This window comes from Mycobacterium barrassiae (genome assembly GCF_025822765.1).
Classification (GTDB): domain Bacteria; phylum Actinomycetota; class Actinomycetes; order Mycobacteriales; family Mycobacteriaceae; genus Mycobacterium; species Mycobacterium barrassiae.
This window is the reverse complement of the sequence record NZ_JACKUK010000009.1, coordinates 131575-145222: the sequence shown is the minus strand read 5'-3', so window position 1 is coordinate 145222 and position 13648 is coordinate 131575. Positions and strand designations below refer to the sequence as shown.

The 13648-nt window shown below is 65.9% G+C and carries 13 protein-coding genes; 8 read left to right on the top strand and 5 right to left on the bottom strand.

Annotated elements, in window-relative coordinates:
• Positions 1-158 precede the first annotated feature (158 nt).
• Entirely contained in the window at positions 159-1517 is a 1359-nt protein-coding gene (locus H7J93_RS01465) for a glycoside hydrolase family 183 protein (protein WP_267304513.1), read from the bottom strand.
• Positions 1518-1840: 323 nt separating this feature from the next.
• On the opposite strand from H7J93_RS01465, the gene H7J93_RS01460 reads away from it, so the two are divergent.
• The 3 genes from H7J93_RS01460 (at position 1841) to H7J93_RS01450 (ending at position 4466) form a co-directional block, all read left to right on the top strand.
• Positions 1841-2044, top strand: a complete 204-nt coding sequence (locus H7J93_RS01460; protein WP_267304512.1) for a cold-shock protein — start codon at positions 1841-1843, stop codon at positions 2042-2044.
• Between the two features lie 394 nt (positions 2045-2438).
• Entirely contained in the window at positions 2439-2909 is a 471-nt protein-coding gene (locus H7J93_RS01455) for a DUF5994 family protein (protein ID WP_267304511.1), read from the top strand.
• 306 nt (positions 2910-3215) lie between these two features.
• Positions 3216-4466, top strand: coding sequence for a KasA/KasB family beta-ketoacyl-ACP synthase (locus tag H7J93_RS01450; RefSeq protein WP_267304510.1), 1251 nt, complete (start codon positions 3216-3218; stop codon positions 4464-4466).
• Between the two features lie 6 nt (positions 4467-4472).
• Here the strand turns inward: H7J93_RS01450 and H7J93_RS01445 are convergent, their stop codons facing one another.
• Together H7J93_RS01445 and H7J93_RS01440 are read right to left on the bottom strand one after the other, a co-directional pair.
• Entirely contained in the window at positions 4473-5357 is an 885-nt protein-coding gene (locus H7J93_RS01445; protein ID WP_276021162.1) for a cyclopropane mycolic acid synthase family methyltransferase, read from the bottom strand.
• 24 nt (positions 5358-5381) lie between these two features.
• A complete protein-coding gene (locus tag H7J93_RS01440) occupies positions 5382-6311 on the bottom strand; it encodes a cyclopropane mycolic acid synthase family methyltransferase (protein ID WP_308204900.1) in 930 nt (309 codons plus the stop codon).
• Between the two features lie 336 nt (positions 6312-6647).
• Here H7J93_RS01440 and H7J93_RS01435 point away from each other — a divergent pair, with 336 nt between their 5' ends.
• The 4 genes from H7J93_RS01435 (at position 6648) to H7J93_RS01420 (ending at position 11534) form a co-directional block, all read left to right on the top strand.
• On the top strand, positions 6648-8189 hold the full coding sequence (locus H7J93_RS01435; RefSeq protein WP_267304509.1) for a serine/threonine-protein kinase: 1542 nt from the start codon (positions 6648-6650) through the stop codon (positions 8187-8189).
• A 429-nt stretch (positions 8190-8618) separates the two neighbouring features.
• The gene (locus H7J93_RS01430) at positions 8619-9080 is read left to right on the top strand and encodes a cyclic nucleotide-binding domain-containing protein (RefSeq protein WP_267304508.1); all 462 of its coding nucleotides are present in this window, start codon (positions 8619-8621) and stop codon (positions 9078-9080) included.
• Between the two features lie 44 nt (positions 9081-9124).
• Entirely contained in the window at positions 9125-10060 is a 936-nt protein-coding gene (locus tag H7J93_RS01425) for a 2-hydroxyacid dehydrogenase (RefSeq protein WP_267304507.1), read from the top strand.
• A gap of 100 nt (positions 10061-10160) precedes the next feature.
• Positions 10161-11534 (top strand): serine/threonine-protein kinase, encoded by a 1374-nt coding sequence (locus H7J93_RS01420; protein ID WP_267304506.1) that lies wholly within the window; start codon positions 10161-10163, stop codon positions 11532-11534.
• A 21-nt stretch (positions 11535-11555) separates the two neighbouring features.
• On the opposite strand, the gene H7J93_RS01415 is transcribed toward H7J93_RS01420, so the two are convergent.
• Complete coding sequence (locus H7J93_RS01415) at positions 11556-11885, bottom strand: hemophore-related protein (protein WP_267304505.1); 330 nt, start codon at positions 11883-11885, stop codon at positions 11556-11558.
• A 122-nt stretch (positions 11886-12007) separates the two neighbouring features.
• Complete coding sequence (locus H7J93_RS01410; RefSeq protein ID WP_267304504.1) at positions 12008-12625, bottom strand: TetR/AcrR family transcriptional regulator; 618 nt, start codon at positions 12623-12625, stop codon at positions 12008-12010.
• Positions 12626-12681: 56 nt separating this feature from the next.
• On the opposite strand from H7J93_RS01410, the gene H7J93_RS01405 reads away from it, so the two are divergent.
• Positions 12682-13542, top strand: coding sequence for a hypothetical protein (locus tag H7J93_RS01405; RefSeq protein ID WP_267304503.1), 861 nt, complete (start codon positions 12682-12684; stop codon positions 13540-13542).
• Positions 13543-13648 lie beyond the last annotated feature (106 nt).

Sequence of the window (13648 nt, the reverse complement as noted above, 5' to 3'; positions counted from 1 at the left end):
GATATGTACTCACTCACTCCTATGCGCGAGATTCACACCACGGTTGTGGCAGGTCCGAGCAACCATGTCCGAACAACCATGGTGTGAATCTCGCCCATAGGGGTCGAAACAAACTATGCCCGGCGCCTCCCCGACACCGGGCATAGCTGCGTACTGCCCTACGGCAGCACGGTTTTCATCAGCATCACGTTGTACGCCGACCACAGCGACACGTTGTAGTACAGCTCTTTACCCGTCGACCACGGGTGCAGGAACGGCGCATAGATACCGCCGGGGAACTGCATCGACGGCACGACCAGCCGTTCCGGACTCCACGGGCCCTGCGGCGCGGGTGCTGTTCGCATCACCATGTCGTTGGCGCCGTTGCCGTAGAGCACCAGGTACTGCTTGAGATAGGTGTTGAACTGCGCCGACATCTCACTCACGGGCCCAGGGATCACCGGCGTCGCCGCCGATGGATCGCCCGGCACCCAGGAGTTCGAGTCCGAATTCCAGTACTCGTACCTGCGCGGGTCGGGGATGCCGGCCGGCAGCACCCGCGATACGTATGCGGCACCCCCACGCCCCGAAGGGGTGCCGAAGGAATAGATGTAGGGGTCTCCAGGCCCCGGTTTCAGGAACGCCCCCTGCTGGAAGTTCTCGTTACCCGGCACATAGCGCGCCCGCTGCACGTTGCCCGGCGCGGCCGGGCGCACCGAGTCGGGGTACACGCCCCAGCGCTCACCGTTGTCGGGCGAGACCGCGATCGCCGAGAAGTTCGTCGTCCACCGGCCGTCACTGTCCCAGCTCTTGATCGACATGAAGTTGATGTACTGCTTGCCGCCGACCGAGATGCCCGCCGTCGGGATGATGCCCTTCTCCGTCGGCGCGAACCTGATGCTGTTGATGATCTGCTTCGAAAGTCCTTGGGCCCAAAGGGGTGAGCTCGTCGCGGCGACCGTATTGTTCAACGCGCCGTCGCGGCTGCGCATCAACACGTTGTAGCGCCACTGTTGGCCGTGCACACCGCAATACCCGTAGGTGTCGCCGAAGGCCATCAACACCTCGCCGGCGCCGTTGTCCCACATGATGCCGAGATCGGTGCCGGTGATGGCGAACCGCTTGACCGTGTCGTTCGGGCTCTCCGGTCCGGTCACCCAGCCGACGAGCGACGTGCCCGGCGGTGACGGCGCCGGTGGTGCCGGTGGTGCGACGGGGTTGGCATCGGGAACCGGTCGCGCCGGGTCGGGCACGACCGCGGCTCGCTGGTCGATCTGTCCGGTGCGGGACAGGCCCGGGATCTGCCCCAGACTCGGCAGTGGTGCGCCGTCATTGGTGCCGGTCGGTCGCTGTCCTCGCGGCCGACCGTCGCCCGGCAGATCCGGAGTCTCGCCGGCGCCCGGCCCTGCGGGCGGCTGGATGGCCGCGGCGGCACCCGTGCACGGCGCGGCGAACGCGGACGGCAGGACACCCATCGCTACGGTCAGTGCGGTCGCCGAGGCAACCGATACCGATGCGATGAGAAGTCGGGGCGACATGTCACACCTTTCAGGGGCACGACGTCGCAGAAGACGTCTTGAACTGGCCCATGTGACGATAGTGACTGGTGAGGTTTTTGTGACTACCGATACCCGGATGGATGCGCTTCCGTGACCGTGTCGCAACCACCGGCGGGCGTTCGCGAAGTCGGTCGTTGCAGAAGCGTTGCTACTCAAGGCAAATCGACAGAGCGCGCATTGCCGCCCTCAAGGCCGCATGAAAAACATTCCGGCACAAGCGAATACGTTTTATCGGCCCGCCGTGTTACTGTCTACCTGGGTGTTTTCCGACATCCGAATCACAATGAGAGAAGTAGAAAAGTATGACGCAGGGAACTGTGAAATGGTTCAACAGCGATAAGGGCTTCGGCTTCATCGCTCCCGATGGCGGCGCAGAGGACGTATTCGTTCACTTCAGCGCAATCCAGGGCAGCGGCTACAAGTCGCTCGAGGAGAACCAGCGAGTTGAATTCACCGTCGAGCAGGGGGCCAAGGGTCCGCAGGCAGTCGGTGTGACCGCGGTTTAACCAGATCTTCGTCGCGTGGGCTGGTGGGAAGTTTCCCGCCAGCCCATTGCGCGTTCTAGGGTCGAAAATCGACTCGCGTCACTGCGCTTGCCGCTGATCGGGTAAATTGGGTGTAGGCCGTTTCGCCCAGCATTCTTCCAACGTTGCTCCCGCGATCAGCTTGCGGACGGATTTCCGTTCGCCCAATTCGTATGTATGGGCTGTACCCGTACGTTTTAAGGACGTGTCCTATGGAATCGTCGGACCTGTTTTCGCATCCCTACGAGCCGCAGGTCGCCGCGAAGCGCGGGCCTTCGACGGAGCGCACAGAGAACCCCACCTTCTCGGATCAGGAACAAAAGAAGTCACCTTCTTCTAAGCCGTCGTCGTGAACGGCCTGTCGGGGACGCGGCGTGTGGCCCGCCCCGTACGGCTTCTGCTCGCCCGACAGTTGGGCGCCGACATCGACGGAGCGTGGTGGCCGCACTCCGCCTCGGTCGCCTCGGAGCTGCCCGAACTCATCGGCGTCCTGCACGCCCCGCTCGGCGAGATCGTCGACATCGGGATCAACTGGTCGCCGACCGAGGGGCCCGTCGATCTCGAGTCGATCGTCACCGGCGCCCGCGTGATCGACCGACCCGGTCCGCGACGTCCCCGCCTGATGATGGTTGAGGGCCGCACCGCCTGCGCGAAGCTGCTCGTGGTGCCCTATATGACGTCGCAGAACCTCGGTGCGACGGTGATGCGCTGCGCGGCGGGCCTGTCGGCGTCTCTCGAGGACCGCGACAGCAAGCTCTGGGACATCGCCCGCGGCGTCATGACCGTCGCAAAGACCGAAAGTGCCACTTGGTCAGGACGCCTGCGCGCCAACGGCTCAGTCGTCTAGCGCACGCGAACATCTGTGCCTGCCTGACGAATTCGGTGCGCTCGCCCAGTTTTGCAGTTTCAGCAACTCGATCTGCAGTAGCCGCTTGACCGCGCCAGGTTTCGACGTGGTTACCGTGCTGGTCTAGCAAATCGGATCGCCGTCGTCTTCATCGTTCACCCGTGCTCGTCGAGCGCCTGAAGGTCGCTATCCGTCGGGCCCCCGGCGCCAAGCCAGTTGATAAAGTTGCTGCACCGGTGCATATTCCGTCGTAGATTGGGAAATAACGACCAGGTCCGCTAGCTGAGTAAAGGACTTTGGTGACACATGGCCAGTAGAACGACCGGCGGCGGCCTTCCTGATGTCGTCGTTACCGCGCTGGCATCCAGCAATGCCCTGGCCACCAATGCCGAGGACACCTGGCAGCAATTGCTGGAGGGGCAGAGCGGCATTCGCAGACTGGATACGCCGTTCGTCGACGAATACAACCTGCCGATCCGGATCGGCGGACAACTCCGCGAGGATTTCGACCAGCACCTCAACCGCGTCGAGCTGCGCCGGTTGTCGTACATGCAGAAGATGTCGCGGGTACTCGGCCGCCGCCTGTGGGAAGCCGCCGGATCCCCGGAAGTCGACACCCGTCGCCTCCTCGTCTCGATCGGGCTCGCGCTGGCCAGCACCGAGGCGATGATCGTGTTGTACGACGACTTCAAGAAACGTGGCGTGCGCGCGGCCAATCCGCTCGCCGTGCAGATGCACATGCCCAATGCGCCCGCCGCCTCGGTGGGCCTGGACTTCCAGGCCAAGGCGGGCATCACATCGCCGGTGCTGGCGGACGCGTCGGGTGCGGCCGCCATCGCGGAGGCCTGGCAGGGCATCATCCTCGGCGAAGCCGACATGGCGATCTGCGGCGGCGTCGAGAACTACATCGAGGCGGTGCCGGTCGCGTCGTTCACCAATCTCGGCTGGCTGGCATCCAACAACGACGACCCCGCGGCCGCGTGCCGCCCGTTCGACGCCGACCGCGACGGCATGGTCCTCGGTGAGGCCGGCGCGCTGATGCTCATCGAGACCGAAGAGCACGCCAAGGCGCGCGGCGCCCCGATCCTGGCTCGGCTGATGGGTGCGGCCATCACGTCCGACGGCTTCGACGTGGTGGATCCGGACCCCAGCGGTGAGCGGGCGGGCGACGCCATCAGCCGGGCGATCGAGCTCGCCGGGGTGACGCCGTCGGACATCGACCACATCAACGCGCACGCCACCGGCACCAAGCACGGTGACCTCGCCGAGGCCCGCGCGATCCGCCGCGCACTCGGCGACCACCAGGCGGCGGTATACGCGCCGAAGGCGGCGCTGGGTCATTCGTTGGGCGCTGCGGGTGCGGTGGAGGCGGTGCTGACGGTGCAGGCGCTGCGCGACGGCGTCATTCCGCCGACGCTGAATCTGAAGACGCTCGATCCCGAGATCGATCTCGACGTGGTGGCCGACCGGCCGCGCCACGGCGACTATCGGTACGCGGTGTCCGATTCATTCGGCCTGGGCGGCAACAACGTCGCGCTGGTGTTCGGCGCGCCCTGACGCGGATCAGCCCTTGGTCAGCGTGAACTGGCCCAGCTCGCTGATGCCGCGCTGGAAGAAGTCGGCGCACCCCACCAGGTACTTCATGTAGCGCTGATAGACCTCTTCGGACGTGGCGGCGACGGCTTCGTCGTGCGCAGCCTCGAGGTTCTTGGCCCAGGTCTCCAGCGTTCGCACATAGTGCGGGTTCAGCGTTTCGAAATGCTGCACCGCGAAGCCGGCCTCGCCCGAGAGCCCGATGATGTCCTCGTCGCACGGGATCGACCCGCCCGGGAAGATCTCCTTGGCGATGAACCGCATGAACTTCAGATCGGACATGACGATCGGGATGCCGAGGTCGGGCCAGCGCTTGAGCGGATGACCCATGATCGTCTGCAGCACCAGGCGGCCACCGTCGGGCAGGAGCCGGTAGCACGTCTCGAAGAACGCGCCGTAGCGCTCCTTGGGGAAGGCCTCGAATGCCTCGATGCTGACGATGCGGTCGACGGGCTCGTCGAACTGTTCCCACCCGTGCAGCTCGACGCGCGTGGTGCGTTCGGTGTCGAGAGTCTCGAAAAGCTGTTTGCAGTAACGGGTCTGGTTGTTGCTAAGCGTGAGACCGATGACGTTGACGTCAAATTTCTCTACCGCGCGTTTCATCACCGAACCCCAGCCGCACCCGACGTCGAGCAGGGTCATGCCCGGCTCGAGTCCGAGTTTGCCCAGTGCGAGATCGATTTTGGCGAGCTGTGCTTCGGCGAGGGTCATGTCCTCGCGTTCGAAGTAGGCGCAGCTGTAGGTCCGCGATGGGTCCTGGAAGAGTCCGAAGAAGTCGTCTGACAGGTCGTAGTGGGCCTGGACTTCCTCGAAATGAGGCTGCATGTCAATCGGGTGGGACTTCATGTCAGTCATTACCGCTTAACCCTACTAAATGAATTATTGCTTCTCGCAAGTGAATTGGCACACGTCGGTGTATCCGTTGCGGAACAGGTCGGCGCATCCAGTGAGGTATTTATGAAAGCGCTCGTAGACCTCGACGGACGTGATCGCGATCGCCTCGTCCTTGTTCGACTCCAGGTTTGCCGCCCACGTGTCGAGGGTGCGGACGTAGTGCGGCTGCAGATGTTGTTCGCGGGTGACGGTGAAGCCGGCCTTGCTGGCCTGCTCGACGACTTGCGCTGCGAGCGGTAGGCGACCGCCGGGATAGATCTCGTCGAGGATGAACTTGATGAAGCGCACTGTCGACATGAGCAGCGGCAGCTTCTTGGCTTTCACCTCTTCGTCGCTCGGAATGATGATCGTGTGTAGCAGCATCACGCCGTCGTCGGGCATGAGGTTGTACGTCTTCTTGAAGTAGTCGGGGTACTTGCCGAAGCCGAAGTGCTCGAACGCGCCGATGGAGACGATGCGATCGACAGGCTCGTCGAACTCCTCCCACGGCTGCAGCCGGACCTCCATCTTGCGGGTGCTCGTCGAGTTGGCGAACCAGTGCTCCTCGATGTGCCGCTTCTGGTTCTCCGAGAGCGTCAGCCCGATGACGTTGACGTCGTACTTCTCGACCGCCCGCATGATCGTCGAGCCCCAGCCGCACCCGATATCCAGCAGCGTCATCCCCGGTTGGAGGCCCAACTTGCCCAGCGACAGGTCGACCTTGGCCATCTGCGCTTCCTCGAGCGACATGTCGTCACGCTCGAAGTACGCACAGCTGTAGGTCTGGGTCGGGTCCTGCCACAGCTTGAAGAAGTCGTTGGAGATGTCGTAGTGGAACTGCACCTCGTCCTTGTCGGAGCCGTGGATCTTCCCCGCCGACTCAGACAACCATTTCGATTGCGCAGTGGTAGGGGTCTTGGTACGTGAATCAGCCACCGTGGTTCCTGTCGCGCATTGTTCGGATACCGACATGACGCCGGACAAGAGGGTGTTCCCCGTCACGGCGAACGTTATGCATATGAATTTGTGACGTGCGACCAGTCCGTGGCGTCGCAGGTCAACGGGCTCGCCGCCGGCCGGCCACCCCGAAAAGCGCCGTTCGCAAAGTCCCGCGGTCCTTTGTACACTCGCGACTGAGCAAATCGGTTGTGCTGCTTTGCTTTCGGTGGTCGCATCGGTGCGCCACATATTACCGCTGCGGGGAGCGGTTAAGGATCAGGTTGTCGCGGGAACTCGGTTGGACGCACTTATCGAGAGGACGGAAGGATTCATATGGGCTCCCCGAACGGCGGGACTCGCGTGGGTACGCAATTCGGGCCGTATGAGCTCCAGTCGCTGATCGGTGTCGGCGGAATGGGCGAGGTGTACCGCGCCTACGACACCGTCAGGGAGCGCATGGTGGCGATCAAGCTGCTTCGCACCGAGGTAGCCGCCGACCAGAGCTTTCAGCAGCGCTTCCGGCGTGAGTCCCGCGTCGCCGCGCGCTTGCAGGAGCCGCACGTCATCCCGGTGCACGACTTCGGCGACATCGACGGCGTCCTCTATATCGACATGCGGCTGGTCGAGGGTGCGAGCCTGAAGGACGAGCTGCTCGCCAAGGGACCGCTCCCGCCGACGCGTGCGGTGTCGATCATCAGTCAGGTCGCGGCCGCGCTGGACGCGGCGCATGCCAACGGGCTCGTGCACCGCGACATCAAGCCGGAGAACGTGCTGCTCACGCGGGAGGATTTCGCCTACCTCGTCGACTTCGGCATCGCGCACGGTGGCGGCGAGGCGAGCGTGACGAGTACTGGACTGGTCATCGGCTCATGCGCCTACATGGCCGCCGAGCGGTTCAGCGGCGCGCGTGGGGGACCGGCCGCCGACGTGTACTCGTTGACATGCCTGCTCTACGAGTGCCTCACCGGCCGTTCGCCGTTCGAGGCCGGCGACGTGCGGCAGATGATGGGCGCGCACATGTTCTCCCCGCCGCCGCGGCCGAGCATCATGCGTCGGGGCATCAACCGCGGGTTCGACGACGTCATCGCCAAGGGCATGGCCAAGCAGCCCGCCGAGAGGTATACGACGGCCGGTGAACTGGCCAAGGCCGCGGCGGCGGCGCTGTCGGACTCGACGCCTCCGCCGGTGCCGGTTCCGCCGAGCCACACCAGGCAGTTCTCCGCCGCCGATCCGAATCCGGCGCGGACGGGGTACCTGCCCCCGCCGGTTCCGCCCGCCCCGCCCGTCAAGAAGTCGCGGTTCGGCCCGGCGCAAGTGGCGCTGGTCGCCGCGACGGTGGTGATGTTCACCGCGGCGGTGGTGCTCGCCGCGGTGCTGGTGTTCGGCGACCCCGGTGGTGGGTCGACGCCGCAGACCAGGCTGGCGGTGCCGACGACCTCGCTGACCCCGTCATCGTCGCCGGAGACGACGACGTCGGACTCACCTTCTACAACTACAAGCACGCCCACCACCACGACGACGACATCGCGATCCGAACCCATCGCGGGGGTTTCCGGGACCGATGCGCAGGGATTCGTCGGCCATACCGCGCGCTGCGATCCGGGCAGTACGCCCGCGGCGGCGATCCGGACCACGAACTCGATTGCGGTGGTGTGCGAGTCGGCGCCGGGCACCTATTACTACCGGGGTGAGCGGCTGCGCGACGGTGCCAATCTGCAGCTGTCGAACGCGACGCCGTCCGGGCGCGGGTTCACGGCCGTCAACCCCGCCGACGGAGCCCGCTACGAGGTGCAACCCGACATGTTGACGATTCTCAGCAGGGGTGGCGTGGATTCGGCGGAGCCCGCGCTCGAGTACGGCTCGGACGAGCGGTAGGACATCTCTTATCGGAGTCCTATGACCGAGATTGAACTGAGGGTTGTGGCGACGGCAACGACCCTCAGTTCAATCTCGACCATAGGGGCGCACTCTGTTCCTGCCGAGCGTGCACTCAGTTCACTCTCGGCGACAGGAGCGAGCGATAGTCGGCGCAGACGGGCCGTCCCGCGGCCAGGCCACCGCGGGACGGCTCGACCGCGCCGACTGATCGACGCGTCAGCCCATACCGGCGAGACCGACAGCGGCCAGGCCGAGTCCTGAAACGAGGAAGACCGCTCCGGTGGCCGTGACGGCGAGGGCGCGGAGGCGATCGATCATGCGAACTACGATCGCGCCCGGTGCTTACGGAATTCTTGACACATTCTTGAAGTGCGGTGGATAGGCTCATCGACGTCAGGGTCAAGATCGCGGATCGGGGGACCCACCATGGACAACCGCAGGTACGAGCGCGAAAGTGCAGAGGCGCTCCGGCAGGAGCAAGAGGAAAGCGCCCGCCGATTACGGGAGTTCCCGACGTTCGCGAAGTTCTCGGACGCCGACTTGAAGAAGCTCGTCGAGGCGGCACACCGCACGTCGACGTCGGGGCCGTGGCCGCTGATTCGTGAGCAGACCCCGTCGGACGCCTGTTACATCCTGCTCAGCGGGGAGGCGGGCGTGTACGTCGGTAATGAGCGGATCGCCCTCGTCGGGGCGGGCGAGATCATCGGCGAATCCGCCCTGCGCCGCGGCAAACTGCGCAACGCGACGGTGACGACGACCGGCAGGGCCGAGGTCCTACACATCGAGCGCGAGGACCTCGAACGGTTGATCACCGAGATCCGTGCGCTGCGCGAAACCCTCGACGACACGGTGGCGCGGCACGTCCCGGCATCGGCGACCGCGGAGTAAAGGTCTCGTGCGCGGCCGGTAGCGAGTCCGTACCGTGCAGCACTATGGGTCAAGGAGTGTTGCAGGTCGGGCGGCTGATGCCGTCGTTGACGCAGAAGCTGCGCGACGACTACGGGGCGTACCTACTGCCCAGTGATCCCGCGGAGTTCCTGGCGTCGCACGGCGACGAGATCCGCGTGGCGGTGACATCGGGAGGCGTCGGCGTGAACGCGGAGTTGATGGCGGCGCTGCCGAACCTCGGTGCGGTGGTGAACTTCGGCGTCGGCTACGACACGACCGACGTCGACGCGGCGGCCGCGCGGGGGATCGTGGTGAGCAACACCCCTGACGTGCTGACCGACTGCGTGGCGGACACCGCGGTCGGCCTGATGATCGACACGCTGCGGCAATTCCCGGCGTCGGATCGCTATGTGCGGGCGCGCCGGTGGCCGGTCGACGGGATCTACCCGTTGACGCGCCAGGTGAGCAACACCCGCGTGGGGATCATCGGGATGGGCCGCATCGGTGGTGCAATCGCCAAGCGGCTCAGCGCTTTCGGCTGCACGATCTCGTATCACAACCGGCATCAGGTCGACGGGTCGCCGTATACGTATGTGTGCTCGCCGGTCGAGTTGGCGGCCGGTGTCGACGTTCTGGTCATCGCGGCGTCGGGCGGGGCGAGCACCGAGAAGCTGGTGAACCGCGAGGTGCTCGACGCGCTTGGGGCCGACGGTTATCTGATCAACATCGCCCGCGGCAGCGTCGTCGACGAGGAGGAGTTGGTGGCGGCGCTGGTCGACGGTCGGCTGGCCGGGGCGGGCCTGGACGTGTTCGCGCACGAGCCGAACGTTCCGGAGCCGCTGCTGTCGATGGACAACGTCGTCCTGTTGCCGCACGTCGGCAGCGGCACCGTCGAGACCCGCGCGGCGATGGAGGAGCTCACGCTGCGCAACCTGGACAGCTTCCTCGAGTCCGGACAGGTCGTCACGCCTGTTCAGTAGTGTCCCGACGCGCCGTTCGTCAGCCCCACAGCAATGGGCGGTCCGCTGCGTGCGAGAGTTTCGACATGGCGCAAAACGGCGATAGGTGGGGCGTGAGGCCATGCCGCTAGCCGAGGGTGACGTCTTCGCCGGGTACACCATCGTGCGCAAGCTGGGGGCCGGCGGGATGGGTGAGGTCTACCTGGTCCAGCACCCCCGGTTGCCGCGGTACGACGCGCTGAAGATCCTGCCGCGGGAGCTGACGGTCGACCACGAGTACCGCGAACGCTTCAACCGCGAGGCCGACGTGGTTGCGCGGCTGTGGCATCCGCACATCGTCGGCGTGCACGATCGCGGCGAGTTCGACGGCCAGCTGTGGATCACGATGGACTTCGTCGAGGGCACCGACGCCGCACGGATGCTCGCGGATCACGGCGGCGGTCTGCCGCCAGAGGACGTCGTGCGGATCGTGTCGGGTGTGGCCGACGCGCTGGACTACGCGCATCAGCAGGGCCTGCTGCACCGCGACGTCAAACCGTCGAATATCCTTCTGGCCCAAACTAGTTCGAAGTTCAGCCGTGTACTGCTCGCGGACTTCGGGATCGCCCGCTGGGTGAGGGACTCGTCCGGCCTGACGGCCACCGACATGACCGTCGGCACGGTGGCCTACGCCGCGCCCGAACAGCTGATGGGGCAGGCGCTCGACGGCCGCGCCGACCAGTACGCACTGGCCGCCACCGCCTTTCATCTCCTCACCGGGCAGCAGTTGTTCCAGCACGACAACCCCGCGGTGGTGATCAGCAACCACCTGACGGCGAGCCCGCCCTCGATCGGCGAGCGCATCCCCGAGCTGTCGGGGATGGGATCCGCGTTCGAGCGCGCACTGGCCAAGGCGCCCGCCGACCGCTTCGAGACGTGCACCGACTTCGCCGAGGCGATGGCCGCCGGCCTGTCCGCCGCCGCGCAGGAGCTGGGCGCCACCGATGCGACGGTCGCGGCGCCGGCGTCGGGGCGGCAGGCCAAGCACGTGTCACCGGGCGGTGGACACCGGCTGCGCACTGCACTGCTGGTCGGAGGCGCCGCCGCGGTGCTGGTAGGCGTGGCGATCGCGGCGGGTCTGATCTTCGCGGATCGGGAGGAGGCGGCGGTGCAGCATAGGCCGACCGCCGCACAGCCAGCACCGGTGCCGCCGCCGGCCACTGCGCCGGCCATCCCGGTGGTGCGGATCGGCGCGGACTGCGATCCGCTCGGTTCCGCCGGCATCGCGACGACGGGGCAGCAGGCGTACTGCTCGAACCTGCCGAGCACCGGCGCTCACCTGTGGTCGATCTATTCCGGACCCGTGCCGAACCCGACGGTCCTGCCCGGACCCAACGACGAGGTGTACCCGCCGGGCATCGAGGAGCAGGTGCGGGTCTGCGTCAGCGAGACGGGGCGGAGCCGGATCGATTGCCGCAGGGACATCCGTGACGGAAACCTGACCGGTCCCGCTTGATCGCGTTGTCTCGCTACAGGTTTAGTACGCGTTGCAGGAGCCCGCGACCAACAGCATCGTGTCGAGATACTGCTGGGCGGCCGGCATCGCCGAAAGCCGCTGGGCCGTGACCTCGCGCTGAGGAACCGGCGAGGCGAGGAAGTCCTGCACAACGCCGACGGCCAATGGGGAGCTGGTCAGCTCGGCCGCAGCGGCAGGGTCCTGAGCGTTGAGCGCTCCGAGCACCTGGGGGTAGGTGCAGGTGGTGTTGATAATTGCGCTGAGATCCTGCGCAGACGCCATGCCGGCGCCAGCGGTCAATGACAACGCCAGACCGCCGGCGGCGACGAGAAGTTTTGCATGTGGCCGCATGAGGCGAAGCTAGCACGCATTGATCTTGCTCACCACGTATTGAATTTGGATCGAGGGCGGATTCCGCTTGCGGCAGAACAACTCTGAGTAACGTCTAAGAAATCGCTGTCGCTCATAAGAATTCAGATCAACATTTGTCGCAAGGCCCGCTCGGTCAGCGCCTCGGCGTCCTCGCGGATGCCGACGTTGCTGAGGTGGCGGCCGATCGTCAGCGTCGAAACACCGTGCAGCAGTGACCAAATCGGCCCGGCGAGGTCTTTCGGATCGCCGGCGGGCAGCAGCCCCGCGGCTTGGCATCGGACGATCGCGTCGAGCAGATCGGTGAAGCCACGCTCGCCGGCTTCGCGCACCTCGGGGCTGTCGGTGTTGTCGAGTTCGGGGCCGAACATCACCTGGTAGTAGTCCGGATGGGCGATCGCCCAGCGGACATACGCACGCCCCATCGCGAGAACCTGTTCGGAGAGGTCGGTGGCGGTGACCGCGTCCAGTGCCTCGTGGAGTTGGACGAAGCCCTGGGCGGCCGCGGCGGCGAGCAACTGCGCCTTGTCGGCGAAGTGGCGGTAGGGCGCCGCGGTGCTGACGCCCGCGCGTCGGGCGACCTCGCGCAGCGTGAAGCCGTTGGGGCCTTTTTCCTGCACCAACTGCAGTGCGGCCGTCGTCAGCGCCCGTTTGAGGTCGCCGTGGTGATAGCCGCGACTTTTTGCAGCCTCGGTATCGGGAATGTTCGCGGGCCCGGCCATGTTGACAACGCTAACATCGCGTGATGTTATCAGCGTCAACATTGTCGGGAGTGTCCATGGATCTGATGACCGCCGCGCAGGAAGCCGAGTGGCTGGTGGCGCAGGTGCGCGACGATCCCGCGGCGCGGATCCGCCTGGCCGCGCAGACGTATGCGCTGCGCGAGGTGCGTCGGCCCTACCGCCCGTACCGGCGGGCGGTGGTCGCGTTCATGCGGTGGCAGCAGGCACGGGGTGTGCTCAACGCGCTGGACGCGTCGGTGCCGGGGAGTCCGTGGTGGCGGGCGGTCAACGAGGATCTGCTGCGTGACGCGCTCGAGGCGAAGCTATTAGTGGAGGACGAGGGCGCGTCGCGGCCGGCCGTGCAGCACTGGGTCGGCTTCTTCCGCGCACCGTCGGCGCGTTCGTGGTACCTGGCGCACAACGCGAGCGTCGTCGCGGGGTACCTCGCGCACGCGGACCTCGCGGCGGGGGAGGCGCGGGCCGAGCGGTTCTTCATGAATGTGGTGCTGGTGCGGGTGTTGTACGCGCATGCGTTAGTGGCCGACGCGGGGTTGGCGTTGGGGCGGATGGCGTTCGCCGCGAAGCTGGTGGGTCATCCGCGGATGCGGGGGCCGCAGGCGCTGCTGTCGATGAAAGATGTGCTGCCCGTGAGCTATCCGATCGAAGAGGTGACGATCGAGGATGTCATCGCGAGTGAGAACAGACTCTTTCGGATGGTGGACTTCGGCGTGATTGCCACGCGGGTGGACGCGCTGTATGCGGTGTCGGCGCGGGTGCTGGGCGAGCCGCGGCTGCTCGAATTGATCGATGACGGCGCGCCCGCGTACGCGTGGCCGGCGTCGCAGCGGGACGTGTGGACGCCGCCGCGGGGGCGATGGCACGCGTGGGTGGGGTTGTTGACTCGTCCCGTTCGCTGACGGCGGGACCCCGTCGCCGCCGGGTATGTCGTTGTGCCAGCCTCCTAGCGACAGAGTCGCTCAACTACTACCGCCGGACCCAACGTCCCCGACAATGTCGCTACGA

Bases quoted from the DNA above. Each gene is read 5' to 3' on its own strand.
- H7J93_RS01465 (WP_267304513.1), bottom strand. From the start codon at position 1,517: ATGTCGCCCCGACTTCTCATCGCATCGGTATCGGTTGCCTCGGCGACC.
- H7J93_RS01460 (WP_267304512.1), top strand. From the start codon at position 1,841: ATGACGCAGGGAACTGTGAAATGGTTCAACAGCGATAAGGGCTTCGGC.
- H7J93_RS01450 (WP_267304510.1), top strand. From the start codon at position 3,216: ATGGCCAGTAGAACGACCGGCGGCGGCCTTCCTGATGTCGTCGTTACC.
- H7J93_RS01445 (WP_276021162.1), bottom strand. From the start codon at position 5,357: ATGACTGACATGAAGTCCCACCCGATTGACATGCAGCCTCATTTCGAG.
- H7J93_RS01435 (WP_267304509.1), top strand. From the start codon at position 6,648: ATGGGCTCCCCGAACGGCGGGACTCGCGTGGGTACGCAATTCGGGCCG.
- H7J93_RS01430 (WP_267304508.1), top strand. From the start codon at position 8,619: ATGGACAACCGCAGGTACGAGCGCGAAAGTGCAGAGGCGCTCCGGCAG.
- H7J93_RS01425 (WP_267304507.1), top strand. From the start codon at position 9,125: ATGGGTCAAGGAGTGTTGCAGGTCGGGCGGCTGATGCCGTCGTTGACG.
- H7J93_RS01420 (WP_267304506.1), top strand. From the start codon at position 10,161: ATGCCGCTAGCCGAGGGTGACGTCTTCGCCGGGTACACCATCGTGCGC.
- H7J93_RS01415 (WP_267304505.1), bottom strand. From the start codon at position 11,885: ATGCGGCCACATGCAAAACTTCTCGTCGCCGCCGGCGGTCTGGCGTTG.
- H7J93_RS01410 (WP_267304504.1), bottom strand. From the start codon at position 12,625: ATGGCCGGGCCCGCGAACATTCCCGATACCGAGGCTGCAAAAAGTCGC.
- H7J93_RS01405 (WP_267304503.1), top strand. From the start codon at position 12,682: ATGGATCTGATGACCGCCGCGCAGGAAGCCGAGTGGCTGGTGGCGCAG.